The organism is Flavobacterium sp. P1_E4, from assembly GCF_056405915.1.
This window is the reverse complement of record NZ_JBFUBE010000015.1, coordinates 64,788-91,280: the sequence shown is the minus strand read 5'-3', so window position 1 is coordinate 91,280 and position 26,493 is coordinate 64,788. Positions and strand designations below refer to the sequence as shown.

General features: G+C 29.8%; 24 protein-coding genes. 7 read left to right on the top strand and 17 right to left on the bottom strand.

What is annotated here, in order from left to right; all coding sequences use genetic code 11:
• Positions 1-14: 14 nt before the first annotated feature.
• From AC1DY0_RS14070 to AC1DY0_RS14020, 11 genes are all read right to left on the bottom strand, one after another.
• A complete protein-coding gene (locus AC1DY0_RS14070; protein WP_477189218.1) occupies positions 15-1,436 on the bottom strand; it encodes a CCA tRNA nucleotidyltransferase in 1,422 nt (473 codons plus the stop codon).
• An 84-nt stretch (positions 1,437-1,520) separates the two neighbouring features.
• Positions 1,521-2,087 (bottom strand): L-threonylcarbamoyladenylate synthase, encoded by a 567-nt coding sequence (locus tag AC1DY0_RS14065; RefSeq protein ID WP_111408931.1) that lies wholly within the window; start codon positions 2,085-2,087, stop codon positions 1,521-1,523.
• A 138-nt stretch (positions 2,088-2,225) separates the two neighbouring features.
• Positions 2,226-3,212 (bottom strand): glycosyltransferase family 92 protein, encoded by a 987-nt coding sequence (locus AC1DY0_RS14060; protein ID WP_477189217.1) that lies wholly within the window; start codon positions 3,210-3,212, stop codon positions 2,226-2,228.
• Between the two features lie 108 nt (positions 3,213-3,320).
• Entirely contained in the window at positions 3,321-4,322 is a 1,002-nt protein-coding gene (locus AC1DY0_RS14055) for a hypothetical protein (protein ID WP_477189216.1), read from the bottom strand.
• Complete coding sequence (gene glf / locus AC1DY0_RS14050; RefSeq protein ID WP_477189215.1) at positions 4,309-5,427, bottom strand: UDP-galactopyranose mutase; 1,119 nt, start codon at positions 5,425-5,427, stop codon at positions 4,309-4,311. The genes AC1DY0_RS14055 and glf overlap by 14 nt, the downstream gene beginning before the upstream one ends.
• Before the next feature lie 86 nt (positions 5,428-5,513).
• Complete coding sequence (locus AC1DY0_RS14045) at positions 5,514-6,491, bottom strand: glycosyltransferase family 2 protein (RefSeq protein WP_477189214.1); 978 nt, start codon at positions 6,489-6,491, stop codon at positions 5,514-5,516.
• 82 nt (positions 6,492-6,573) lie between these two features.
• The gene (locus AC1DY0_RS14040) at positions 6,574-8,160 is read right to left on the bottom strand and encodes a capsule assembly Wzi family protein (RefSeq protein WP_477189213.1); all 1,587 of its coding nucleotides are present in this window, start codon (positions 8,158-8,160) and stop codon (positions 6,574-6,576) included.
• A 118-nt stretch (positions 8,161-8,278) separates the two neighbouring features.
• Positions 8,279-9,223: a WaaS/CpsH family glycosyltransferase gene (locus tag AC1DY0_RS14035; RefSeq protein WP_477189212.1), complete on the bottom strand. Its 945-nt coding sequence runs from the start codon at positions 9,221-9,223 to the stop codon at positions 8,279-8,281.
• 165 nt (positions 9,224-9,388) lie between these two features.
• Positions 9,389-10,429: a glycosyltransferase gene (locus AC1DY0_RS14030; protein ID WP_477189211.1), complete on the bottom strand. Its 1,041-nt coding sequence runs from the start codon at positions 10,427-10,429 to the stop codon at positions 9,389-9,391.
• 5 nt (positions 10,430-10,434) lie between these two features.
• Positions 10,435-11,400: a WaaS/CpsH family glycosyltransferase gene (locus AC1DY0_RS14025; protein WP_477189210.1), complete on the bottom strand. Its 966-nt coding sequence runs from the start codon at positions 11,398-11,400 to the stop codon at positions 10,435-10,437.
• 355 nt (positions 11,401-11,755) lie between these two features.
• Positions 11,756-12,712, bottom strand: a complete 957-nt coding sequence (locus AC1DY0_RS14020; protein WP_477189209.1) for a WaaS/CpsH family glycosyltransferase — start codon at positions 12,710-12,712, stop codon at positions 11,756-11,758.
• Positions 12,713-12,752: 40 nt separating this feature from the next.
• Between AC1DY0_RS14020 and AC1DY0_RS14015 the strand changes: the two genes are divergently transcribed.
• Positions 12,753-13,649, top strand: a complete 897-nt coding sequence (locus tag AC1DY0_RS14015) for a hypothetical protein (RefSeq protein WP_477189208.1) — start codon at positions 12,753-12,755, stop codon at positions 13,647-13,649.
• 85 nt (positions 13,650-13,734) lie between these two features.
• Here AC1DY0_RS14015 and AC1DY0_RS14010 read toward each other — a convergent pair whose 3' ends face one another.
• Positions 13,735-14,808: a glycosyltransferase family 4 protein gene (locus AC1DY0_RS14010; RefSeq protein ID WP_477189207.1), complete on the bottom strand. Its 1,074-nt coding sequence runs from the start codon at positions 14,806-14,808 to the stop codon at positions 13,735-13,737.
• An 80-nt stretch (positions 14,809-14,888) separates the two neighbouring features.
• Between AC1DY0_RS14010 and AC1DY0_RS14005 the strand changes: the two genes are divergently transcribed.
• Complete coding sequence (locus AC1DY0_RS14005; RefSeq protein ID WP_477189206.1) at positions 14,889-15,650, top strand: Kdo domain containing protein; 762 nt, start codon at positions 14,889-14,891, stop codon at positions 15,648-15,650.
• On the opposite strand, the gene AC1DY0_RS14000 is transcribed toward AC1DY0_RS14005, so the two are convergent.
• From AC1DY0_RS14000 to AC1DY0_RS13990, 3 genes are all read right to left on the bottom strand, one after another.
• The gene (locus AC1DY0_RS14000) at positions 15,634-16,425 is read right to left on the bottom strand and encodes a glycosyltransferase family 2 protein (RefSeq protein ID WP_477189205.1); all 792 of its coding nucleotides are present in this window, start codon (positions 16,423-16,425) and stop codon (positions 15,634-15,636) included. The two genes, AC1DY0_RS14005 and AC1DY0_RS14000, sit on opposite strands and share 17 nt — an antisense overlap.
• The gene (locus tag AC1DY0_RS13995) at positions 16,422-17,402 is read right to left on the bottom strand and encodes a glycosyltransferase family 2 protein (protein WP_477189204.1); all 981 of its coding nucleotides are present in this window, start codon (positions 17,400-17,402) and stop codon (positions 16,422-16,424) included. The genes AC1DY0_RS14000 and AC1DY0_RS13995 overlap by 4 nt, the downstream gene beginning before the upstream one ends.
• Before the next feature lie 74 nt (positions 17,403-17,476).
• Entirely contained in the window at positions 17,477-18,439 is a 963-nt protein-coding gene (locus AC1DY0_RS13990) for a glycosyltransferase family 9 protein (RefSeq protein ID WP_477189233.1), read from the bottom strand.
• 230 nt (positions 18,440-18,669) lie between these two features.
• On the opposite strand from AC1DY0_RS13990, the gene AC1DY0_RS13985 reads away from it, so the two are divergent.
• Entirely contained in the window at positions 18,670-19,419 is a 750-nt protein-coding gene (locus AC1DY0_RS13985; protein ID WP_477189203.1) for a glycosyltransferase family 2 protein, read from the top strand.
• Positions 19,420-19,498: 79 nt separating this feature from the next.
• Here AC1DY0_RS13985 and AC1DY0_RS13980 read toward each other — a convergent pair whose 3' ends face one another.
• On the bottom strand, positions 19,499-20,314 hold the full coding sequence (locus AC1DY0_RS13980; protein WP_477189202.1) for a 2,3,4,5-tetrahydropyridine-2,6-dicarboxylate N-succinyltransferase: 816 nt from the start codon (positions 20,312-20,314) through the stop codon (positions 19,499-19,501).
• Positions 20,315-20,446: 132 nt separating this feature from the next.
• On the opposite strand from AC1DY0_RS13980, the gene AC1DY0_RS13975 reads away from it, so the two are divergent.
• The 3 genes from AC1DY0_RS13975 to AC1DY0_RS13965 all read left to right on the top strand — a co-directional run bounded on the left by AC1DY0_RS13975 (position 20,447) and on the right by AC1DY0_RS13965 (position 23,218).
• The gene (locus tag AC1DY0_RS13975) at positions 20,447-21,181 is read left to right on the top strand and encodes a class I SAM-dependent methyltransferase (protein WP_477189201.1); all 735 of its coding nucleotides are present in this window, start codon (positions 20,447-20,449) and stop codon (positions 21,179-21,181) included.
• A gap of 22 nt (positions 21,182-21,203) precedes the next feature.
• Positions 21,204-21,614 carry a Holliday junction resolvase RuvX gene (gene ruvX, locus AC1DY0_RS13970; protein ID WP_477189200.1) on the top strand — a complete coding sequence of 137 codons (411 nt, stop codon included), beginning with the start codon at positions 21,204-21,206 and terminating at the stop codon, positions 21,612-21,614.
• Between the two features lie 110 nt (positions 21,615-21,724).
• A complete protein-coding gene (locus tag AC1DY0_RS13965) occupies positions 21,725-23,218 on the top strand; it encodes a malate:quinone oxidoreductase (RefSeq protein WP_477189199.1) in 1,494 nt (497 codons plus the stop codon).
• Between the two features lie 249 nt (positions 23,219-23,467).
• Here AC1DY0_RS13965 and AC1DY0_RS13960 read toward each other — a convergent pair whose 3' ends face one another.
• The gene (locus AC1DY0_RS13960; RefSeq protein WP_477189198.1) at positions 23,468-25,681 is read right to left on the bottom strand and encodes an FUSC family protein; all 2,214 of its coding nucleotides are present in this window, start codon (positions 25,679-25,681) and stop codon (positions 23,468-23,470) included.
• A gap of 194 nt (positions 25,682-25,875) precedes the next feature.
• On the opposite strand from AC1DY0_RS13960, the gene def reads away from it, so the two are divergent.
• Positions 25,876-26,463 carry a peptide deformylase gene (def, locus tag AC1DY0_RS13955; RefSeq protein ID WP_326402899.1) on the top strand — a complete coding sequence of 196 codons (588 nt, stop codon included), beginning with the start codon at positions 25,876-25,878 and terminating at the stop codon, positions 26,461-26,463.
• The last annotated feature ends 30 nt before the right edge of the window (positions 26,464-26,493 follow it).

Sequence of the window (26,493 nt, the reverse complement as noted above, 5' to 3'; positions counted from 1 at the left end):
TTACTCTTTCTCAATTATTTTTCCGCTTTTTTCAACCCCAGCTTCTCTGCCTTTTTCATCATAAATCCATAAGCAGCATCATAATCATTGAGAATTTCTCCCTCAAGGATGGCTTCTTTAATGGCTTCTTTTAGCATTCCGATTTCGCGGGAAGGTTTTAAATCGAAAATCTCCATAATTTCCTCACCAGAAATGGGCGGTTGGAAATTGCGCACATGGTCACGTTCTTCGACTTCTACAATTTTTTTGCGGACAATTTCAAAATTGCTATGGTATTTCCTGAATTTATTAGGGTTCTTGGTCGTGATATCGGCTTCACAAAGCGTCATTAAATTTTCGACATCTTCGCCGGCATCAAAAACCAAACGTCTTACTGCCGAGTCGGTTACAATGTCTTGTGCCAAAACGATTGGACGAGAACTCATGATAACCATTTTTTGAACAAATTTCATTTTGTGGTTTAATGGCATGTGTAAGCGTTCAAATATCTTTTTTGCCATTTTTCCGCCAAGAAATTCATGTCCGTGAAAAGTCCAACCTTGTTTTTTGTTGAAGCGTTTCGTTGGAGCTTTTCCAATATCGTGAAGCAAAGCCGACCAACGTAGCCAAACATCATCTGTGTTGGGGCAAATGTTATCGACAACTTCAAGAGTGTGGTAAAAGTTATTTTTGTGTGTATGTCCTTCTATTTCTTCCACTTGGTTTAAAGCGGTCAGTTCCGGAAGAATGATGTCTAAAAGACCAGTTTTAAATAATAACAAAAATCCAACGGAAGGTTTATCTGTAGAAAGGATTTTGTTCAATTCTTCAACAATGCGTTCGCCAGAAATAATTTTGATACGTTCGGCATTTTTGGTAATAGAATCCAAAGAAGTTTGGTCTATTTCAAAACCCAATTGAGTAGCAAAACGAATTCCTCTAAGCATACGCAATGGATCATCAGAAAAAGTGATGTCTGGATCTAGAGGAGTTTTTATGATTTTGTTTTCCAAGTCGGAAATACCATTGAATGGATCCGATAAAGCTCCAAAATTGTTAGCGTTTAATGATAATGCCAATGCATTAATGGTGAAATCGCGTCTGTTTTGGTCGTCTTCTAATGTCCCATCTTCTACGATAGGATTCCTGCTATCAAGATTATAGGATTCTTTTCGGGCGCCCACAAATTCTATTTCGGTATCTTCAAAACGTAACATTGCAGTTCCATAAGTCTTGAAAACTTGAACTTTTGGTTTTTTTGGAAGTAAATCAGAGACTTTTAAGGCCAATTCGATTCCGCTTCCCACTGCGACAACATCGATATCCTTTTTTGAATTTCTGTTTAAAAGTAAGTCACGCACAAAACCGCCAATCACATAACTTTCAACATTAAGTTCTTGGGATGCTTCCGAAATGACTTCGAATATTTTATTATTTAAGGCTTCTTTGTAGTTCATTTTGAAAGTTTAGAGTTTCAAGTTTATGGTTTCAAGTTTATGAAGAACTCTTAAAAGTTGAAATTTTAAAATTGAAACAAAAAATTATTTGCGAATCACTTTTACCTGCGAATCATTAGTTAATTTAATGATTGTAGAAGGTTTTCCTGCGATTTTATCGTGGTGCAAATTTACAACATAGTCAACGCCTTTTATAATTTCGGGACTAATTTCTTTGAAACTTTTTGGAGTCGGTTGGCCAGAAATATTAGCCGAAGTAGAGACTAGTGGTTTTTTCATACGCTCCATCAGTTTGAAACAAAATGGTTCTTTTACGAGACGAATGCCCAATGTATTATCGGGCGCAATAATGTTTGGAGCTACATTACGAGGTTTGTCAAGTACCAAAGTTGTTGGATTTTCGGAAAAATCCATAATTTGCCAAGCCACTTCCGGAATTTCTTTGAAAACATTGTAAATCATTTTTTCGCCATTCATCAGGCAAATCATGCTTTGAGTCTCGGCTCTTTGCTTGAGTTTGTATATTTTGGCAACGGCTTCGGGATTGGTTGCGTCACAACCTATTCCCCAAACGGTATCGGTAGGGTAGAGTATGATTCCACCTTCTTTTATGACTTCGAATGCGTTGTGTATTTCTTGATTGATATCCATTTTTATTTTAATAAGGTGCAAAGATATTTATTTGAAGTTATTAAAACGGGGGTTTTCTGGTAAAAATAGAGGTTTTAGGATTTTGATTTGGAATAATTGTTTAAATATCAGTTCTTGTTTTTAGTCAATAAAAATCAATTATGGCTTGTTTCTTAATTTTGTAAATAATAAAAAACGTTGAATAGTATAATCCCGATCAGTACACATGGCTTCATGTGATTTTAATAGACTTTTACGTAGTTGCCCCATTTCAATACTGTTTTCATGATAAGCATCAGTTCTGTTTATCTTATTTTCAACAAAGCAATCGTAAGCCTTTCCCCAATAATGATTTATTTGAATAGATGAACTACCAAACATAGAACAATGATGTATTCCCAAAGTAATGATTTTTTTATACTGATTAATAGGAGGTATCTTTATTCCAAATATTTTTGAGTTAAGAATATGCATATTCCTAAATTTAGCAATTGGAAAATCCATATTGCAAAACATTTTTGTGTATATACTAGGTTTTGACCAACATTGAGTATATTGCTCAATTACTAATTCATTATTATCATGATATAACTTTCCATTTGATCCAAATTGTTTCCAATAAACAGCCACACCAGGATAATTTTTATAAGATGCTAACCATGATTTAATGTTATTTGTAGATATAGGGCAAATAAATTCGTCAACATCAATAAATGTCAACCAATTTGTATCATTCTGATGCTTATTATAACAATCTTTATAGGCATCCATTTGCGAATGATTGAAGGGCCAGTCAACCAAATCTACAATTCCTTTTTCTATGTACGGTTTCAGAATTTCCGAATAGTTATCATCTGAATTGTTATTGTATAAATAGAAATGATCTATACCAATCACTAGATGAAACTGAATCCATTCGTCAAGAAATTTTGCTTCATTTTTAAATATTCCACACAGACATACAGTATATTTATAATTTTTAGAGCTTCTATTAAATAATCTATTTCCAAAAATTAAAAGAGGAATGAAAAGTGATATAAAAAAATAAAATATGTGATTAATTATACCATTCTTTAACAATGTTTGTTTAGAGTGTCCTCGTATTATAAAATCCCCTTTTATATAATAATTTTGATTATCCTTCATAATAATTATTCTTTGTGATTTTTTTCTTTTGGATGATTTAAAAAGATACAAATCATAATTTTTATTAGTATTTGTTTAGATTTTAAAAGGAAATTGAAAGCGTAATAATTAGTTGTCTTGAAAAACCTTTAAAATTTCTTCTAAATCATTATTAAACCTGATTTCTTCGTTAATGATTTTGTTTTTATAAAGTTCAAAGTCCTTTAATTTATCATCATAATCGGATAGGCATGTTTCTAATAACTTTATAATTGTTGTTTCATCTTTGAGAGAATATTCTATTTTGTATTGATTTGGTATTGAAACATCTTCAAAAAAATTAGCACTTCCTTTGGTATTTGTAATTACGATGCATCCACAAATTGCGGCCTCTCTTGGGATTCTGTCTTTTCCTGGATGAGGGCCAAAATCAATATAAATTTTAGATTTTAATAAAAGTTCTTTTACTTCAGTTGGAGTCATATTTTCTATGGCTACCCATTTTAGATGGGGTGTTTTTTCAATCAATAGTTTAGTGACTTCATAACCTTTTTTAGGATTGTATGAAATAATGTTCTCTTTGTTTGTTGAATCGAATTTAATGTTTTTTACTTCATTAATAAAAATGCCATTCAGATAGTCTGATAGATATTTTATATTAGTTATTCCTTTGGATTTTAAAAAGTGTTCAGCATAAAAGCTTTGAACCCAATGAAAATGTTTTGGTTTCTTTTGAAAATTATAATAATAACGCTCTTTTTTCAATCCCAAAAGCCTCTTGGTTGAAAAACTAGGCTTTTTATTGTTTGATTCGAAAAAATTGTTAACACTTAGCCACCAAATTATTTTTTGTACATTTTTATATTTGAATATTAAAGTAGTGTATGTTTCTGGTATGATAAGAAGGTTGGAACAATTATTTTCAATTTCTAATGAATATGGAATTTTCATGTCTGCATAAAATTCATGTACTGGATTTTCATTTATGGATTCAGACAAATAAAACATTTTAGCATTATATCCCAATTGAATTAATTTGTAAGCTAATTGATGTAATAAATAAGGGCCTCCTGTTGCAAAGTTTGCTGGGCATGTGACATAAATAATGCTGTTTTTTTTATCTATTTTCATTATATTTCTTGAAATTTGTTAATGCTGAAGCTATTATTTGGTGCATATCATAATACTTGTATTCAGCTAATCTTCCGCCAAAAATTACTTTTGTTTTATCAGCTTTCTTTTTATAGTTTTCGTACTTATTTTGATTTTCCGTATTATTTATTGGGTAAAAAGCTTCCTTTTCTGGGGTCCAATTATCGGGATATTCTCTTGTTATAATGCTCTTTTTTTGAGAGCCAAATTCAAAATGTTTGTGTTCAATTATTCTTGTAAAAGGAACTTCTTTGTCATTGTAGTTTACTACTGCATTTCCTTGAAAGTTCTCTTTGTCAATAATTTCGTTTTCAAATCGTAATGAACGGTATTCAAGTTGGCCAAATTCATAGTTAAAATATTCATCTATTTTACCAGTATAAACAATATCAGTCGCTAAAGATTCAAAATAGGAACGGTTTTTGAAAAAATCTGTGTTTAAACGAACATCTACATCTTTTAATAAGCCTTCAATGATTTTATTATAACCACCAATGGGAATACCTTGGTAGGTATCGTTGAAATAATTGTTGTCATAGGTAAACCGAATAGGGAGTCTTTTTATGATAAACGCGGGGAGTTCTGTTGCTTTTCTTCCCCATTGTTTTTCAGTATATTCTTTTATTAAAGTTTCATATATATCTTTTCCTACCAATGAAATTGCTTGCTCTTCTAAGTTTTTTGGATCTTTTACACCATATTGTCTAATTTGTTCGTTAATCTTTTCTTTGGCTTCATCAGGAGTGATACATCCCCATATTTGATAAAAAGTATTCATATTAAAAGGTAAATTATATAGCTTTCCTTTTGAAATCGAGACAGGAGAATTGATATAGTTATTAAAAGAGGTAAATTGATTTACATAATCCCATATTTTTTTATCATTAGTATGAAAAATATGTGCGCCGTATTTATGAACATTTATACCTTCAATCTCCTCACAATATACGTTTCCTCCTAGATGTTCACGTTTATCAATAACTAGACATTTTTTACCTAATTTAGTTGCTTCATATGCGAATACAGCTCCAAATAAACCAGATCCAACTATTAAAATATCATATTTTTTATTTAATACTACCATTATTGTTTTTTATATTACTGTCTGATAAAAAGACAAATTAAGACCCATTCTTTGATTTTTAGATTGCTAAGCTATAATCGATAGTCTTAGTTTAATTGCCTTTTCCCTCTTATTTTATCAGTTAATGTTCTAAAAAAATAGAAAACTGGATTGGTTTTTTTTAGAAATTCATTATATTTTTTGAATAAGTTTAAATTGGTTTCTGCTATATCTTTAAAATTGATGGGGGTATCATCTTTCATCTTGTCAGAAACCTTTTTAAATTTCAAATAATTACGATAATATATTCTAGTTAATCGTGCATAATCTTGGTATTTTTTAGGGGTTGTATGCTCTAAAATATGATTAGCCATTATTAGATGATTTTTCAATCTGTTTTTATTTAAATAACCTTTAGCTCCAATTTGTTGTTCTGTATGTATTCTATAAGATATTAATTCATCAGATAGATATTCTAATTTCTTTCTTGAAGCAATAACAATAGCTATCCATTCATCATGATGAAATTTTTGGATATCTGGAATAGGTAAGATTAAAGGCTTTATTTCCTGCTTTATGCAAAGTGTTGCTCCAGTTACCGTATTAGATTTAAATTTAATATGATGGTATAAATCAATTGGTTTGTTTAATTGATTTTCAATAAAGCCTATAGAATTCCAAAGATTATTATTCTTGAATTTTTTATTATCGTCATTAATTAATTCCGCATTTGAAAAGACTGCTTCGGCTGATTCATTTTTTGAAAAATACTGGATTATTTTTTCAACTTTATTCTGTTTCCAAATGTCATCTTGATCACTCAAAAAAATATAATCACCATTACAGAGAGAAATGGCTTTTTCAAAATTTTTATTACTTCCTAAATTTATTGGGTTTTTATGTAAAAAGATTTTATTTGGATATTCTAGTTGAAATTGCATTATAATTTCAATTGTTTTATCATTTGATCCATCATCACAAATAACAATTTCATCGATAGCTAATGATTGGCTTAAGATACTATCAAGTTGATTTTTAATGTGCTTTTCACCATTATAGGTACACATTGCAACAGATGTTTTCATATTATCTAGTGTTGTATATTGGTAGGCACGATCTTAAAATTTTATTTTATTTAGAAAATATGCTTGCAAAAAAAATATTCTTTTATAAATGATATTGGAGCGAAACTTGGAATTGCATATTTATTTGTCTATTCTCATATTGATATTGGTAGTTATTACTTACTGATGTATTTAATTTAGCTTGAATGTCTAGCTTACCGATTTTTTGATATGCGTATGTATTAAACATCAAATCAACCCATTTGTTAGTATAACCTTTATAGGCATCATAAAAGAAGTCCATATTGTGAGCATATCGTTCTACTTGAAATCCCCACACTTTATTTTTTTGCCATAGACTAAAATCTAGAGTTTGTAAGTTACTTCCAGGGCCAATTCCTGCCCCAAGAACTTCTCCTTTATTGGTATAACCGTGTAATATTAAACCATGCTGGTACCAAGCGCCGGCAGGTCTTACTAAGCGATCTGCACTTTGTTCTAGATGCGTGGTTTCAAAACTTACTTTCAGATATTTATTTTTGGATTTGTTAAGCATAAAAAGTTTATTGAAGCCAAACAAATAAGCTCTAGAATGTTCAGGGGAATGAAATAAATCTGTTATATCTTGGGAATAATCATTCCAACCGCTTTCTCCGTAAAATTCAAATTTGGATTCTTTCATTGCCCATCTAAAAAAGAGAGAAGCCAATTGATCTCTATTTTTTGCATCCTCTCCATTTAGCTTTTTTTTCTGGAAAGGAGCAAATATTGGCATATAATCACTGAAACTATTTCCCATATCATCATGATAAACTTGGATTGTGCGATTTAGTCCCAGAAATAGACCAGGAATCCACTTGGGGTGATAGTTTATTGAAAGCCCGTTGATGTAACGCCAATCATCACTTTTAGGTACTTCATAATCTACACCATCAATTATAAATTGTGATTTTGGGCTATTTAAACCAGAATTTTCTAATTTACCAGATATGATTTGGCCTTCAAAACTTCCTATGAAAGTTTCTACTGGCTGTCTCGTATTCAAGGTGAAATGTAAAAAACCTGATGCATTATTACTCATGACAAGTGAATTTCTGGTTCCAGGTCCCCACCATAAATTTTCGGTAGATACGCCAACAGAAAATTTATTGATATTTATCTTGATATTGCTCTGTCCCCAGTTTAATTTACTGTAAGGCCTGTCACCATAAGGAGTAGGTAAATCAGTGGTGTTTAAATAAAAGATATTGATTAAGCGTACTGCGTTTGTTTCTGTTAAAGGAAAAATATCAAAATCAGGATTGGCTGCATATACATTTTCTGGTTTTAATTGCACACTCAAAATTCCATACTCGGCAAACAAACCTGCACTTAGTAGTGATTGATAGCCTTTGGCAGGAATCATCGAACCGTCATTCCAACCATAAGGCGCATACGTATTGTATTGTTGGATTAGGGATATTGGAAGTACTTTTATGTTTACTTTTCCTTTGGGATTTGTTTGGGTTGTGTCAATTAGATCTAATGCTAGAGGGCGTAAAGTATAGGAAATAAGAGGATTTCCATTGCCTAATAATTGTTCATTTCTACTACTTTGTTCTATCATGTCAATAGATCCTACAGAAATGTTTTGTGCTTTTAAAGATAAGAAGGTCAGAAAGCTAATTACTAATGAGAAATATATTTTCATAAATTTATTTTTTGGAGAAATAATACCCTTAATGAAACATTTTAAAAAGGGCTATAAAACGCAAATATACTTTATTATTGTAGGTTTTATTTGTTGTAATTTGACATATTTGAAGAAATTATTTAATAACTTCACTAATCCAGCCTTCTAAAGAATATTTGTTGAATAAAATTTCAGGAATTTTTTCATACTCATTATTGAAAAAAGTAAGAGGGATATCTATTTTTTTTTCATTTATAACCATAATATTATTTGGGTTATAAAAGTCATAGTTTTTTATATCGGGATTTGTAGTAATTAGTTTTTTTTCTAATCCAACACTTTCAAATACTCTAAAAGTTAGTCCTTTTTGTCCATCTCGGTTAATATCAAGTAAAATTTGAGAGTTAAACAAATTCGCATTGACTTGGTCTAATGGAATTTGTGTTGAAGTATATTCAAGATTTGGGTATTTATTTTTATTTTTTTTATCAAAAATAATGATTTTATATCTTATATCATTTTCTTTTAAAATGTTGGCTATCTTAGATAACAATGTCTCTCTTTTATCTTTTGAACTTATATTATAGACTTGATATTGTTCGTTTTTTGTGTAGTTTGTTTTTATGGGGTAAATCCAATTGGTTATAAACTTTAAATTGTACTTTTTGCAATCAGCTTTTTCAAACGAATATACTTCATCAAAAGAACTAATAACCTGTTTTATTTTAGGGTATCGAGCAATGCTGTCATTAAAATAAGCTATTGATTTTTTTGTATGTCTTTTAAATTTCAAGATACTTTTGGGGTCAATAAAATCTCCTTTTAGAGTTAGAATTACATCTTGAATTTCGGTGTTTTCTTCTAGCTTTTTTAATATTTTGTTGCCATAATAAAAATTTTTGATGTTTTTGTTGGTAAACGTTTTTAGAATGAAATTATAAAGTTTAGTTTTAAAATCGGGGTATTTATGTTTGAATTCAAAAAAATTAATATGACGAACTACATGGCCTTTTTGTTCTAAACTTTTTTTAAGATGGTTGTTAAGCTCCCAATTATCATAGCTTATTATTGTTATTTTCATTTAAAAAAGGTATTGATTATAAGTTATATACAATGCGTTGAACATGGATTGTTATATGTTTTTTTTTAAATCATAAAGCCAAAATAGGTTATAAGCAAATAAAATCATTATTTAATGTGGTGACACATGGTGAGTTCAGTTTATAATGCTTTTAGATGTAAGTTATTATTTGTTGATTTGTAGTAAACTATTCCAACAAGAAATAATACTTTCATTTTCAATTTCTAAACTATAATTGTTTTTTATATAATTTGACGCCATTTCTTGTTTTTTAGTGAAATCTAATGGGTTGTTGTCATATTCCATTATTATTTTTTCAATGGTTTCGACATACTGAATGATATTTCCTTTAGGTATTTTACATGAAAAATCTTCTAAAAAATACTCACCACCACCTTCACCTGTATAACCAATAACTAAACACCCGCTTGACATTGCTTCTGCAGGTGGTAAACCAAACCCTTCCTTGTCATTGAAACTCAAAAACATTAAACTTTCATTTAATATTTGAGCGACTTCATTTTCATTTTTATTATCTATAGGGATGAAATTCCAGTTTTTTATTTTGTTTCGGTATCTTAATATATTAATAACTTGAACAATTTCTTCAGATAGCTTTCTAGGCATAAAAGCTATTTGTCTTTTCTTAATTGAACTATCGTAGAAAAATTTAGTTGAATTAATACCAAGTTTTATCCTGAAAATATTTAAATCTTCAAAAGCTAAATTTAAATATTTTTTTGAGTTTTCTGAAACGACTATTACACCTAATAAATCAGGGCTGTTATAAATAATGTTATTATCAAAGGTATTGATTTCAAAATTTTTAAAAGTGTAATAACAATTTTGATTAAATACCACTTTACGCATTCCTTTTAATAAATTACAAATTTTTGGTCGATGTAGTTCTGGAATTATCAAAATTCCATTTGGGTCTAAACTATTAACTCCTTTTTTTAAGTATGCTTTAAAAATTTTGCTTTTTCTGCCTGATAGCTTATCAATCTCATCAAAAACAAATCTGCTGTAAATTATTTTGGTGTTATTTTCAAACCAATTATGTCTAAATAGTTTTCTTTTATGGATAATGTATGCGTTAAACCCATTATTATTTAATATGTCAACTTGTCTATATAATTGTTTAATACCTCCTATGGGTTCTTTGTTATCTGGGCAAATAAAGTAGATTGGAGTCGTTTTGTCCATTTTGGTTAATTGTTTAGAATTGATTTAATCCAGTTTTCTAATTTGTATTTATTGTATATTTCTTCTGGTATTTCTTCGTAAGGTGAATTGAAGAATGAGTCTGGAATTTCATTTGCATCTTTGTCCCAAATAAAAATATTATTAGGATTATAAAAGTCGTATTCTTTTATGTGTGGATTTGTGGTGATTAATTTTTTTCTTAATCCCATAGCTTCGTATGGTCTAAAAGACAATCCAACTTGATTGTCATGTTGAATGTCTAATATGATTTTAGTATTTTGATTAAATGTATACGCCTTATTAAATGGAATTATTTCGTTGATAAAAGAGATGTTTTTATGCTTTATTCTTTTTGAAATATTCTTATCGTAAGAGAATAATGTTGCATGTACATTGATGTTTTTCTTATGTATTGATTCAATTATTTGTATTAAATTATCATACCTACTATCGTAAGTTCCTATGAAAAAAACATCATATTTTGGACTGTTAATGGTTTCTGTATTGAAAAAAAAGTTGTACCCTTTGTTAATTCCATAATTAGCACAATCAAACTTGTCAAAACTATATGTTTTGTCAAAATATTTCATTGTCTCTTTTTGTCCTTTTATTTTTTCAAAACTATCCCAATAGTAAACTATTGATTTTTTGCATTTCGAAGTTATATGTTTGAGCTGAATATCAGTAAGGATATCAGGTCTATTAATAAATAATAGATCGTACTCATTATATTGATTTATTGTAGATTCAAAATAAGTTAACTGCCATTTTTTTTTAATGTTCTCACCAGTTATGGTTTTCAAAAAAAAGTTATAAATTCTTTGTCCAAAATTTTTGTACTTGAAGTCCTTTGCTTTATTTGAATAGACAAAATGTACGTCGTAATTACTATATTTAATAAATCCATCTAAAATTACTTTGTAAAAACCATAGTGGTCTGGTGCAATGTATAATAATCTTTTTTTTTCCATTCTTTTGTGATGATAATTTTATTTTTAATCTGTTTTAGAATTTAATTTTAATTATAAAACGAGCATAATGGTTCGTGAGTAAATTCGGATTAGCAGTTACAGTATAATTAATAGCTTATGTCTTTTGATAAATGCGAAATTACTATAATAATTGAAAAAGACTGAGTTAAATTCGCTGAAAAAAATCTTATGCTAGTATTTCTTTTTCAAGGATTGTGGTTTTGTGTTTTCTTAATAAAAACAACTTATGTATAGTTGTGTTTTTATTCCAAATAAAAATAAAAACACTTCGTGGGGATTTAATCGTGTTATTATTTTTTGATTGGGTTAGTATTTATTTTGAGTGCTATTGAAATTATTTTGAAAGATCAAATAATGTGTTAATCCAATTTTTTAAAGAATATTTTTTTACAATTTTTTCGTCAAGTTCTTCATAAGGCAAATCAAAAAACGATTTTGGTATTTCTTTTGAATTTTCATCCCAAACAAATATATTATTCGGGTTAAAAAAATCATATTCTTTTATTGATTGATTTGTTGTTATTATTTTTTTGTTAAGAGCTAATGCATCAAAAATTCTAAAGCTAAGTCCGTTTTGATTTTTTCTTAAAACATCTAATATTATATCAGCATCTTCGATTTTTTCTTGGATTTGACTTTGAGTAAGTTTTTGTTTAGTGAAAGTAACGGATTTTTTTAGTTTACTAGGTTTCTTTTTGTCAAAAAAAATGGTCTCATGTGGTATGTTGTTGTTGTCAAAATATTCTATGAAGGCATTAATTGTTTGATATCTTTCGTCAATTGAAGAAATTGAAAAAACTTTGTATTTTGGAGTTTTTTGGTTATTTGTTTTTTCTAAATGAATATAATTTGGTAAAAAACTTAAATTATGATTTTTGGCATCAATTTTATCAAAAGTAAAAACTTTATCGAAAACAACATTGTTTATTAGGTCTTTGGTGTTGTATCTGTCAATACTGTCATATAAATAGGCAATATAAGTTTTTGCGTAACGTTTTATTTGTAAATGACAATTTTTGGAAATTCTTTCTGGGTTAATAACAATAATTTTATCTTGAATACCAGCAATTTTTAATTGATTTAAAATATATTCTTCTGTCTTAATTTTTTTAATATTTTTTTTAAAGAAAATTTTTGAAAAGAAATTTGATATTTTGGCTTTTAAATTTGGATATTTATAGTGAAAATCACTTAATTTTATATGGACCGTCTGGTACCCCATATCATTGAGTTTATTTGCGATTTTGGCATCATAGCCCCAATAATCGAAACTGATTATATGAATTTTCATAATAAAAGCTTTATTTCGCACAAAAATAATAAATAATAAAATGAAAAAAATACATGTTGGGTTTTTATTGTCTTATGATTATGAAAAATTAAAGAATTCAATACCGTCGGTTTATCAATCAGCAGACAGAATTTTTATTGCAGAAGATATAAATAAAAATACTTGGACAGGTAATAAATTCAATGTAGAAGAAACTTTCTATCAATGGTTAGAAAAATTTGATATAGACAATAAGATTGAAATATATCGGGATAATTTTTATATACCTGATTTATCAGGTATTCAAAATGACACAAGGGAAAGGCACTTACTGTCTTTAAAAATGGGTGTAGGAAATTGGCTAATACAAGTTGATAGTGATGAGTATTTTTTAGATTTCGAAAATTTTGTGAAACAACTTCGAAAGTATGATTACTATTTAGACAACCCAAAAGAAAACCCGATTCAAATTTCAGGATTCCATGTTGATATATACAAGTATTTAGATGATGGACTGCTTTATGTAAAAGATACTTGCAAAGTTTTGGTTGCAACTAACTATCCAAATTATAAATTGGCAAGACAATCAAGGGAAAGGGTTATTTATGTAAATTCATTGATATTCCATGAGTCGTTAGCGAGAACCGAAAAAGAACTTGAGTTTAAGTTGAAAAACTGGGGGCATAGTCATGAACTAAATGATGAGTTTATGAATAAATGGAAAAGGGCAAATAAAGATAATTATAATGAAATAAAAGATGTCTTCTATTTAAATCCGAAGCAGTGGAGCAGTATTGGATACATTAAAACCAAAAATATTGAAGAATTAAAAAATCATCTTAACGAAATAGAAATAAGGAAAATAACACCGTTTTTTATTTTTTCCAAAAACTTTGGACAGTGGTTTAAGCATTTGTTTAAAAAGAAAAAACAGCCTGAATTTGAAAAATATTTTTAACTAAAAAATTTCAATTAATTGGATTAACTGCTTTTTTATTTATGAATTTTATTGGGTTTTGTTAAAATTTATAACTAGATGAATTTTAAAATAATATTGATCTGTATACATCCAAATATTCCTTGGAAGATTTATCCCAACTGAAATAATTGGCTCTGTCGTATAATTTTGATTTCATTGTGTCTTTATTGTTTTCAAAATGATTTAATCCCTCAATTAATGTGTTTTTCATGTAATCAGGTTCAAAATCATTCCAATAGTATGCTGCATCAGAACCTATTTCAGGCAAAGAACTGAGATCAGATAAAAAAACAGGTTTTTTAAATTTCATTGCCTCAATAGGTGGTAGGCCAAAGCCTTCTCTTATTGAGGGGAATAAAAATGCAGTGCAATTTTTTAAATAATATTGTTTTTGTGCGTTACTAACTTTTCCTGTTAAAAAAACTCGATTTTCTAATTTAAGATGGATAATTAATTTTTTTATTTTTTCTCCATATACTTTATTATTGTTTCCGGAAATAATCAAATTAAAATCTTTTAGATTTGGCATCATTGATATAATGGCTTCAAAATTTTTTCTTTCGATAAAATCACCTATAGAATATAAAAAAGGCTTTTCAGTGTTAAACGGATTAGAACATGATGAAATGTCTAAGAAATTAAATATTGGATTTCCATTATAAATAACCTTTTCTTCAACATTAGGAATGTCAAAATATTGGTGTGTTTGTTTTTTTGCATATTCCGATATATAAGTGATTTTGTCAGCTCGTTTCAGTTTTTCTGTAAACAACTTATTCCTTTTATGATTATAGTCAGAAGAAATCTCTTCAAAAAAATTAACATCGTGAATAGTCAAAACGTATTTTGATGGATAATACGGCTCAATTTTAGTATTTTGATTCAAAGAGTGCCATAAGTCATATTTATTTCGCGTGTAAAATGTTTTATACCTTTGAATGGAGATATATTGTTTGTATTTGAACTTTTCTCCAAATATTTTTTTAAATTTTGAAACATTTCCAGATAATAGATTTATTTCTAAATCATCTGTGTTTTGCTGCGATAATGCACTTATTAAGTCAAAATTGAATGTGCCTAAACCTGTTGCAAGATTATTAAGATTGTGGGATTCTAAAAAAATTTTTTTTGCTTGCATGTTTTATTATTTAGGTGTAAAGTTAAATGATTTTTTAACCTTAAAAAGTATATTTTTGTAGAAATATAAATTTAAAATATATGATTTCAAAATTTGAAGCTTCTTTTTTGAATAAACCGCAAGAAATTAAAAATCTTATAAATAAATTCTCTAGTTCAGGCACAATTTTTATAGAGGGCAAAAGAAATGTCATCAAGTTGTTTGAATTTGAGGGAATGACTATAAATGTAAAATCATTCAAAATTCCAAATTTGATTAATAAGATTGCATATAGGTATTTTAGAAAGTCCAAAGCAAGGCGTTCTTTTGAATATGCAACACTTTTATTAAAAAATGGAATTGGAACGCCTCAGCCTATCGCATATTTTGAAAATTATAATTGGCTAGGATTGAAAGACAGTTATTATGCCTGCGAGCATCTTCAGTGTGATTTGACTTTCCGGGAATTATTGGAATTGTCGGATTATCCAGATCATGAAAACATATTGAGACAGTTTACTCGTTTTTCTTATGGATTGCATCAAAAAGGAATTGAGTTTAAAGATCATTCTCCAGGAAATACATTAATTAAAAAGAATAGTAACGGGCAGTATGACTTCTTTTTGGTGGATTTAAACAGAATGAGTTTTCATGAAAAAATGTCTTTTGAATTGCGAATGAAAAATCTTTGCAGACTAACGCCTGTAAAAGACATGGTGAAAGTAATGAGTAATGAATACGCAAAATTATCAGGTGAGTCCGAGGATTTAGTATTTGAGACTCTTTGGAGAAATACAGCTAATTTTCAAGAACAATTTTACAGAAAGAAAAGATTGAAGAAGAAACTTAAGTTTTGGAAATAACATTTTTATCTTGTTTCCATAGTTTTTTTAATTCTCTGTAACGAATTACAATACAATAAGCATTTAGGTAGCAAATAAGGATGCCTTTTTTGCCGTCAAGAAATCCCAGCCTAATAAAATAATTGTATAAAAAATTATAGCTGGGATGAAGAAATTGWAGTATGAAGTTGGGTTTTACTTTTTTTGTGAATTTTTCTTGAGCTTTAAATTTGCCATAAAAAATAATCTTTTCTTTATAATCATGATAGCTGGAATAAGAGTAGTGGATTAGTTTGTTTTTTAAAAAACCAATTTTACCATCGACTATTAATTTTTCATGAACCAATCTTTTTTCATCATATTTTGCTAAATTTTTATTGAAAAGCCGGAATATTTTGTCCGTCTGATTGCCACTATATTTTAAAATACTATTTTCAAACATAAAAATTCTTTCAAAGAAAAAAGCTGAATAAGTTTGATTATTTTGCAGTGTTTCAATGATTTCTTGCTTTAATTCTGGGGTTAAAACTTCGTCGGCATCAAGAAATAGTATCCAGTCATTTTTAGCTTGTGAGATTGCAAAATTTCTTTGCGCAGAAAAATTTTCAAATTTATTCTGTATAAACTTTAGTTTAGGAAAAGTCTTTGCAATAATTTCTGTTCCATCGGTACTAAATGAATCGACAATCACTACTTCATCAGCAAAATCTAAATCGGATAATAAACCTTTTAAATGTTCTTCTTCATTTAAAGTTATGATTAATACAGACAATTTTTCGGCATTGCTATTTGTCATAAGTTTATCTTTTGATAGTTTGCAGATCTTTTGCTAAGCCAAGTTTGCCTTTTTATAGCATTAAGATAATAAGAGCAAAGATTCTTGAATATGTATCTATTTGTTCTCAATTTTAAACTAGAAAACAAAAACAAACTTAAAAGAGATAAAAAGCTTTTCTCTAAAAGTATAAAGATTGTCAAAAGTGTATGTGCTAATGTCTTAGATAACGAATTAAAATTATTGTTTATATATACATGTTTTGAAATGATAACTTCAGTTTTGCTGATATGTTCTGTTTCAAAATCGTGTCTTGAAGAACCGCCATGTTCATGTAAAATAATTGTATTTCGAGTCACGGCAATTTTGCCATTTTTCTGAATTATTTTTCTACAAATTTCAACATCTTCAAAGTAAAGCCAATAATCTTCGTTCCAGCCATTCACTCTTTTAAACCAATCTTTGCTTATAAAAATCACAGCTCCAGTGACCCAGTCAGGATAAAATAATTTTTCTTTGGGGTTGAAAATTGTTTCAATTCTTTTTTTTATTATTTTTCTGTGAAAGAATCTACTTGTTCCAAAAATCTGAACAAGCGATGGAAATATATTTTTTTGATTAAAGAAACGGCTTTTTTTGTCAACCTGAAGACAAGATAATATTCCGATATCAGAATGATTTTTATAAGTTGTATAAAGTGTGTTAAGGGTTTCGGGTGTAATTATAGTGTCAGGATTTAGAAATAAAAAATAATTTCCTTTTGCTTCTTTAGCACCTAAATTGCATCCATTTGCAAAGCCAGAATTAGTCTCATTTTTTATGAAAATAAAATTTTTAAATTTATTTTGAAAAAAATCAAATTCACCGTCATTCGAAAAATTATCTACAATGATTACTTCAAAAATTATTTTTGTTTCATCTATTGAAAGTAATGACTCTAGACAGTTATGTAATGGCTTCCAACTTCGGTAGTTGACTATAATAATTGAAACGTCCATTAATATGATAAAATATGTTTTTGATGAATTTGATTATGTAAATTAGATTGTCTCAATAATACTTTGTCGTCCTGTTAATTGTTGTTTATGAAAAAATCAATTTTGTCTTTGAATAATTCTGGTGGAATTAGCTGATATAAAGAGGCGGAGTTTTTCTTTATCTCACTATGATTAATGTCTTCACCAAATAGCTCAGGCCTGAAATCTTTTAAATGGACAGAAATGTATCTTAAACCATCCTCAAAAGTAGCCCAAATTTTCTTTTCCACGAAAGGCGAAAAAATGGTGAAGGCTGGTTTGTTTAATGCTTTTGCCATATTGATAGCTCCTCCATCATTACCAATAATTAAATCGCATTGATTCATTATGGATATAAATGATCTTAAGTCTTTACCAAATAAATCAAAGCGTATTTTTTCTTGAGTTTCTTTTGAACACGAGTTGTATATCGTTTTAGCGTCTTCAATTTGATTTTCAAAGTAATTAAAAAGTATTGTTACATCTTTATGATTTGCAACATATTCAACAATTTTTGCCATGTATTCCAATGGGTAAGTTTTATTTTTTTCACTTCCCAGCAGACTAATCATTATTATTTTTTTGTCCCTGCTTATTTTGTTTTTTTCAAAAAGAGAAATTGTTTTTTCATTTTCTTCAGGACTTATAAATAATTTGGGATAGGGATCTATTATATTTTGGTCTAAATTTAGGGGCTCCAATAATAAAAGCCTATTATCAATAGCAAACCCATATTTTGGCGTTCCAGTATTTTCAAATCGTTTTAAATTGTGTGTATAAAACAATTTGGTATACCATTTGTGATACGCTATTTTAATATGGGAACCAGCAAACATCGTAATTAGGTTTGTTTCTAATTTATTATAGACATCTATTACAACATCGTATTTTTCAGCTCTAATTTCAAAAATAAACTTAAAAAGAGAAAAATAATTTTTTCGGACTTTATGGGATAACGGAATTACTGTATCAATATTTGGATTCCCTATTAAAACATCAAGACTATTGGTATAACACATGTAATCAATTGTATACAGCGGAAATTGTTTTTTTAAATTATTACATATTATCGTACTTGTAAGTACGTCACCAATTCTTTTTTGTTGAATAACTAAAATTCTCATATTGAATAAACTTAATTTGAGTGCTAAAATACAAAGTATTTATAGATATTTGCGGGAGCAAGATTATAAATGGAGTAATCTAGAGGAAAAAAATTATATTTTTGTGTCAGCAAATAAACATTACAATGGCAATAAGCGGTTTAATTATTACTTTCAATGAAGAGAAAATGATAGGAAAGTGTATTGATGCACTTTTTAGAGTTTGTGATGAAGTAATTATAGTCGATTCTTTAAGCAAAGACAAGACAGTTGAAATAGCTAAAGCAAAAGGAGCAATTGTTATCGAACAAGCTTTTCTTGGCGATGGGCCGCAACGCTCTCATGGATTGCCTTTTTGTAAAAATGATTGGATTCTCAACTTGGATGCTGATGAATTTTTGGATAAAGACGCTGAGGATTATATTTTAAAAGAAAAATATTTAAAAGGAGATTTTGATGGATTAAGTTTTCGTGTCAAAAACTTTTTAGGAGATAAATTAATAGATTTTGCAGGTTGGTATCCAGACCACAAAGTGCGGTTTTTTAATAAAAAAACAGCAAGACCTTCTGATTCTAAAGTTCATCAAACTATTGTAACTACGAATGAAAAGAATGTGCCGGTTCATATATTGCATTATGGATGGGATTCACTGGATCAAATTATAGCCAAAAAGAATCAATATTCAAGCTGGCACGCACAACAGCTTTTTGATCAAGGCGTTAGGATTTGGGCATATAAACCTTTGCTTAATGGAACTGTTGCATTTGTACGTTGTTATTTCTTTAAAAAAGGGTTTTTGAATGGATTGGACGGATTGACTATTTCTATGATTCAAGCTTTCTTTTCTTATATGAAATATGCCAAACTAATTAAAATTCAAAAGAAAAATAGTTGATATTTTGAATATTGTTGAATATAAAAAGAGGTCTTATTTACAAAATAAGACCTCTTTTCTTTATAAAATTAAATGATTTTTAAACCGCTACATCATATTCGCGTAAAGCGTTATTTAAAGATGTTTTTAAATCAGTAGATGGTTTACGAGTTCCAATAATCAAAGCGCAAGGCACTTGGAATTCTCCAGCAGCAAATTTCTTGGTATAGCTTCCAGGAATTACTACCGAACGAGCAGGGACAAAACCTTTCATTTCAACAGGTTCATCACCAGTTACATCAATGATTTTTGTTGAGGCTGTTAAACATACATTCGCCCCAAGAACTGCTTCTTTACCAACATGAACACCTTCAACGACAATACAACGGGAACCTACAAAAGCGCCATCTTCAATAATAACAGGAGCTGCTTGTAATGGTTCTAATACACCACCAATTCCAACACCACCGCTTAAGTGTACGTTTTTACCAATTTGAGCACAGCTACCTACAGTTGCCCATGTGTCTACCATAGTTCCTTCGTCTACATAAGCACCAATGTTTACATAACTTGGCATCAAGATTACACCACTTGAAATATAAGCACCATATCGAGCAACAGCATTTGGAACTACACGAATTCCTTTTTCTGCATAACCTCTTTTTAATAACATTTTATCGTGGTATTCAAAAATTCCAGATTCTAATGTTTCCATTTTTTGAATAGGGAAGTACATCACAACGGCTTTCTTTACCCATTCGTTTACTTGCCATCCTTCGCCAACAGGCTCAGCAACACGTAATTTTCCTGTATCTAATAATTCTATAACTTCTCTGATAGCATCAGTAGTTTTTGTTTCTTGAAGCAAAGCACGGTTTTCCCAAGCTTGTTCTATTATGGATTGTAGTTCGTTCATTTTAGATAAATTTTCAGCAAAGATACCATTTTTAACCAATAGCAAAAAAGAGAAATTGTATGGAAAATGTTATAGATTTAACTTGCGATTGTTTAAAAATGGTAAATTTGATAAACGAAAAAAAAAGGAAATATGAAAGATAATTTTTCTAAACAAGCTTTGGAATATTCAAAATATCGTCCTCATTATCCCGATGAAATGATTGAGTATTTAATTTCGTTTGCCAAAAACAAATCCATGGCTCTTGATATTGCCACTGGAAATGGACAGATTGCTCACAAACTCTCTACCGTTTTTGAAAAAGTATATGGAATTGATATAAGCCAAAGCCAATTGGATAATGCTATCCAAGCACTAAATTTAGTGTATCAATTGGAGTCGGCCGAAAAGACAAGTTTTGATAATCAGACTTTCGATTTAATAACTGTTGCCCAAGCTATTCATTGGTTTGACTTTGATTTGTTTTACAAAGAAATCTACAGGATTTTGAAACCCAATGGGATCTTTGCGGTTTTGGGATATGGATTGTTTTCTACTAATGTCGAATCCGATGTGATACTTCGCAATTATTACTACAATATAATTGGGCCGTATTGGGATAAAGAACGGAAATACTTGGATGAAAACTATACTACGATTCCTTTTCCTTTTGATGAAATTACTATTGATAGTTTCGAAAATTATTTTACTTGGTCTTTTGAAGAATTGATAGGTTACCTCGAAACATGGTCGGCAACACAGCATTATATTTTGAAAAACAAAAGCAACCCATTGGATTTGATTAGGGAGGAATTGAGAATTTCTTGGCAAAAGAATGATAAGAAAGTGACTTTTCCATTGTTGTTCAGAATTGGGAAATTAAAATAGTTACCTTTGATAAAAAAATAAAATGCCAAGAATACTTTCCATAGATTATGGACAAAAACGAACAGGAATAGCAGTTACTGATGAATTGCAAATTATAGCCTCAGGTCTAACTACGATTCCCTCCCCAACTGCAATTGCTTTTTTGAAAGATTATTTTGCTAAAGAAAAAGTAGAAGCAGTACTTATTGGCGAACCGAAACAAATGAATGGGGAACCTTCTGAAAGTGCATCCATAATTAAAGGATTTGTAACTCATTTTACCAATCATTTTCCGGATATGAAGGTCATTCGCGTCGATGAACGTTTTACTTCCAAAATGGCTTTTCAAACAATGATCGATAGCGGACTCAATAAAAAACAGCGTCAAAATAAAGCCCTAATTGATGAAATTTCTGCTACTATCATGCTTCAAGATTATTTGAATCGAAAATAACTTTCTTAATTTAACAAACTGTTATGTTTTTTGGGCGTTTTGTAACCAAAAAATAATTTTTTTTTGTGATTTTTAGAACTATTTTTGCAACTTCTTAAAAACACACAAAAATGTCCGATACAACAATACGATCCAATTCTGATGTAGTTCTAATTGGAGCTGGGATTATGAGTGCTACTCTAGGTTTAATTTTAAAAGAATTACAACCTGATTTAAAGATTGATATTTACGAAAGATTGGATGTTGCAGCAGCAGAAAGTTCTGATGCATGGAATAATGCAGGAACAGGGCATTCCGCTTTTTGTGAGCTTAATTATACTCCGGAAAGTGCTGATGGAACAATAAATCCAAATAAAGCAATTAGTATTGCAGAACAATTTGAGGTTTCCAGACAGTTTTGGTCTTATTTGGTCAAAGAAGGAAAGCTTACATCTCCAGAAGATTTTATAAAAAGTATTCCTCATATTAGTTTTGTTTGGGGTGATAAAAATGTTGAATTTCTAAAGAACAGGTTTAAAGCATTGCAGGCAAATCCACTATTTGCCGAAATGATTTTCAGTACTGATTTTTCGGAATTGCAAAAATGGATGCCTTTAGTAATGGAAGGTAGAAATGAGGATGAAAAAGTAGCAGCAACTTCAATGAAAATAGGTACCGATGTGAATTTTGGGACCTTAACTAGAAGTATGCTGGGTTATTTGACAAAATTGGATAATGTTACCATTCACTACAGCCATGAAGTTAAGAAATTGAAACAAAGAGAAGATAAATCTTGGAGAATAAAAATCACAGATTTGGCTTCCGGTCAAAAGAAAAAAGTATATACTAAATTTGTTTTCATAGGTGCCGGTGGAGGTTCATTGCCGTTATTGGAAAAAGCAAATGTACCTGAAGGAAAAGGATACGGAGGTTTCCCAGTTAGTGGTCAATGGTTAAAATGTACAAATCCCGAAGTAATTGCAAAACACCAAGCTAAAGTATATGGAAAAGCGAGTGTTGGTGCACCACCAATGTCAGTTCCTCATGTTGATACCCGAATGATTGATGGAGAGAGAGCATTACTTTTTGGACCGTTTGCAGGATTTTCTACGCGCTTCTTAAAAAACGGCTCTTATTCAGATTTGCCATTGTCTATAAAAGCAGACAACGTAATTCCTATGATTGTCGCTGGTTATAAAAACATCCCACTCACGAAATATTTAATTGAGCAAGTGCGTCAATCTCCAAAAGACAGAATGAATGCCTTGCGCGAATATGTTCCTAATGCAAGAACCAAAGATTGGAAACTGGAAAGAGCAGGACAAAGAGTTCAAGTTATCAAAAAAGATGAAGAGCTAATTGGAAAATTGGAGTTTGGTACAGAAATTATCAATACAAACGATGGAACTTTGGCGGTTTTATTAGGAGCTTCTCCGGGAGCCTCGACCGCAGTTTCTATTATGGTTGAGTTGGTTAGCAAATGTTTTCCTGAGCAGTTTAGCTCTCCAGAATGGCAGGAAAAAGTGAAAGCTATGATTCCTTCTTTTGGTAAGGCTTTAAATGAAAATCAAGAGCTATTGGCAACTATTAGAAGCAATACTGCCGAAGTTTTAAAATTAAACTAAACTTGGTCTGATTATTGATTTTTGGAGCAACAGCAATAGGCTTTTTTAGTCACATGAAACCTGCTCTACACTATATCTTTGCTTTTTTAAAGAAAAAAAGCAAAGGATGCCGTTACGATCAGGGCTAAAGATGAAGATTTGGCATTTTTGCAGTGATCCGGAATTAGAAGAGGCTTAGAATAATAAAATACTAAATGACAGCTTTTGGTTTCTTCTTTTCGAAACCAAAAGCTGTCATTCTATTTTTACTCAATCCTCCATTAATTGTTTGGTGTTTTTTAAAATTCCCTCGGACAAATTGGTTAGCCAAATTAATTGTTCTATAATCAATTGAGCTTCCTGCATTTTTAAGGCAAATGCTTCTTCGTCTATTTCATTTCCTTCTTTTAGTTCGTTTTGTCGAATGTTTTTTAACTCAATAAAACGATTGTCCAATTCTTCTTTTGTAATTTCATTTGAATCATTAATGACTTTGTTCTCCAAAAGTGCAATTGATTGTTCCAGGTTCTTAAGAACTTTTTCAACCACAATTGTAAGTGCTCTTGATGAAGGTGTTGTTTTATGTGATTGAGTATAAGTTCCCAATGAAGCCGTCGATGAAAGCAGAGAATGATTGAGTTCGGTTAGTTTATAGAGTAATAAAATATTCTTTTGTTTCGATTTTGGTTCCTGTGACATTCTTTGGAATGAAGCCATAAGGTTTCCAATTTCGATAAACGCATTTTTTCTTGCCAAACGATAAGAGGTAGTAACTTCGCCTTTTTTGGTATAAAAAGTAAAAATTTCTTTCAAATAATCTCGATTCGCAATAATCGATTTTTGTAAATATTCTGGGGCTTTGATATATTCCCAGGATGGCCATAAAAAATGATTGGCAAGGTAAGCCAATAAAGCTCCTGTTAAAGTATCTGCTATTCTAAATTGAATAACATTTACAAAGTCAGGTGACAATATTCCGTGCAAGAACACAATATACATGGTCACAAAAGTAGCACTTACAGTATAGTTCGTTTGTGTAAAAGAAAAACCAAGCAACATACAAAGTATTGCCAAAATACTTAATAGAAAATGTGTAGGCATTAAGGATAAAATGCTAAATGCAATGATACCGCCAATAACAGTACCGATTGCACGTTGTATGGATCTCTGTTTGGTCAATCCATAACCAGGTCTCATAATGATGATAATAGTCATTAAGATCCAATATTCATTTTGAAACGGAAGTAATTTACCTATAATGGCTCCAAGAATAAGTGTAACTGTTAAGCGCAAGGAATGTCTAAATATAGTAGACGAAAAACTTATGTTTTCAATAAATGTGCTGAGAGGATAATATTGAGGAGTTAAAAATTTTTCTAAATCTTTATCTTTTCCTTTGAAATCATAGGACTTGGATACAGATGTAAAAGCGCGTTCAATTACTTTAATTTTCTCGACTTGTTTTTCCGCATATTCGAGCATGGTTTTTAGCATCAAAACCCCTTCGGAAGCTTCTGTTTTTCCCAATTCATTTTCGTACTCAATTATTGCAGTTTCTAAAGCTAATAAATGTTTGGATAATTTATGTTTGGGAATATAATTGGTTCTTTTTTCGATGTTTTTGGATAATTCCTTTAATGTTGACGCTAGGTTATAGGCTAAGTTTTGATAAGTCGCCAATGTTTTAGGATGCTTTTCAAATTTTTGATGCAATCGATTATGATCGAATGAAGTAGAAAGTGCTAATTCTAATATTTCTACCAAGGAAATAAACACAATGAGCATTTTTCGATTTTGATTGGAAGAAACAGCATTGATTTGTTTTCCAATAAGGACTCTTCGGATGTTATGGTGAATGGTGTTCAGTTCGACTTGTAGATGTAATTGTTTTTCGAGAATTACTTTTCTGTCGGCTATGCTATTCCATAAATCGCCTCTTAGCTTTAAGTATTTAGATGTTAATTTGATGCATTCGGCAACTTGTAATTCGGCGTAACGATAGGGTCTTAAGTAATGAAAAAGCAATGAGATGATTAAATAAAATAAACCTCCGGCAAGTATTAATGCCGAATGTTGGACCATTTCTAACCCAGTATGCAAATGAGAAAAGGATAACGATACAGATAGTAAAGCTGAAAAAGACGTAAATGTAGCTCTTTGTCCATACACGGATAGCATCGCTAATATGAATACCAACATGGAGAAAAAAGGGTAGAAAATAAAAGGAATGGGGTAGGTGAGATTAATTAATAAATTGACTCCTGCTATCAAAAAAGCAGTGACAATAATTCCGTTTATCTTATGCTTTAAACTACTTGGAATATCACTTGGATAGGTCAAAAAAGCACCAAGGGCAATGACAAAACCAATTTCGAAAAGACCAAAATAGGTAAATATCAAAACGGGAAGAACTGCTGATATAGTTGCTTTTAATGCGTTTGTGAAATAAGTGCTATCAGTGAATTTTTCTATTTTGGTAATCATGGAATTTCATTTAATACAAAGATAAGTTATAAATGGCTTCGTAAGATTTTATATAAGCTATCAATACAATTGTACAAAAATATGCTAATTATTAAATGTAGATTATCCATTATCTATTTTTTTACTACTTTTGCCAACTTAATAAAGTGGATTTTTTCCTTTATTTGCGCTAGATATTAATAAAAATAAATCAAATGATATTACCAATTATAGGATATGGTGATCCTGTTTTAAGAAAAATAGGGGAGGAACTTACTCCAGATTATCCAAATTTAAAAGAGATTATTGCAAACATGTATGAAACCATGTATAATGCAAGTGGGGTTGGCCTTGCTGCAGAGCAAGTGGGGTTGTCATTGCGATTATTTGTTATTGATACTACTCCATTTAGTGACGATGAGGATTTAGAAGATAAAGAGCAAAACCAATTGAAAGGTTTCAAAAAAACTTTTATCAATGCTAAGATTATAAAAGAAGAAGGTGAAGAATGGGCTTTTAATGAAGGTTGTTTGAGTATTCCTGATGTGCGTGAAGACGTGTACAGAAAGCCAACAGTTACCATTGAATATTGTGAAGAAGATTTTGTTATGAAAACCGAAGTTTTTGATGGTTTAATAGCAAGAGTGATTCAACACGAATACGATCATATCGAAGGGATTTTATTTACAGATAAAATATCGTCTTTGAAAAAGCGTTTGATTCAAAAAAAATTAAAAAACATCACCGAAGGGAAAACATTTCAAGATTATAGAATGAAGTTTTTTGCCAAAAAGGGAAGATAATTTATACGTTCGTTTTCAATAAAAAAATAA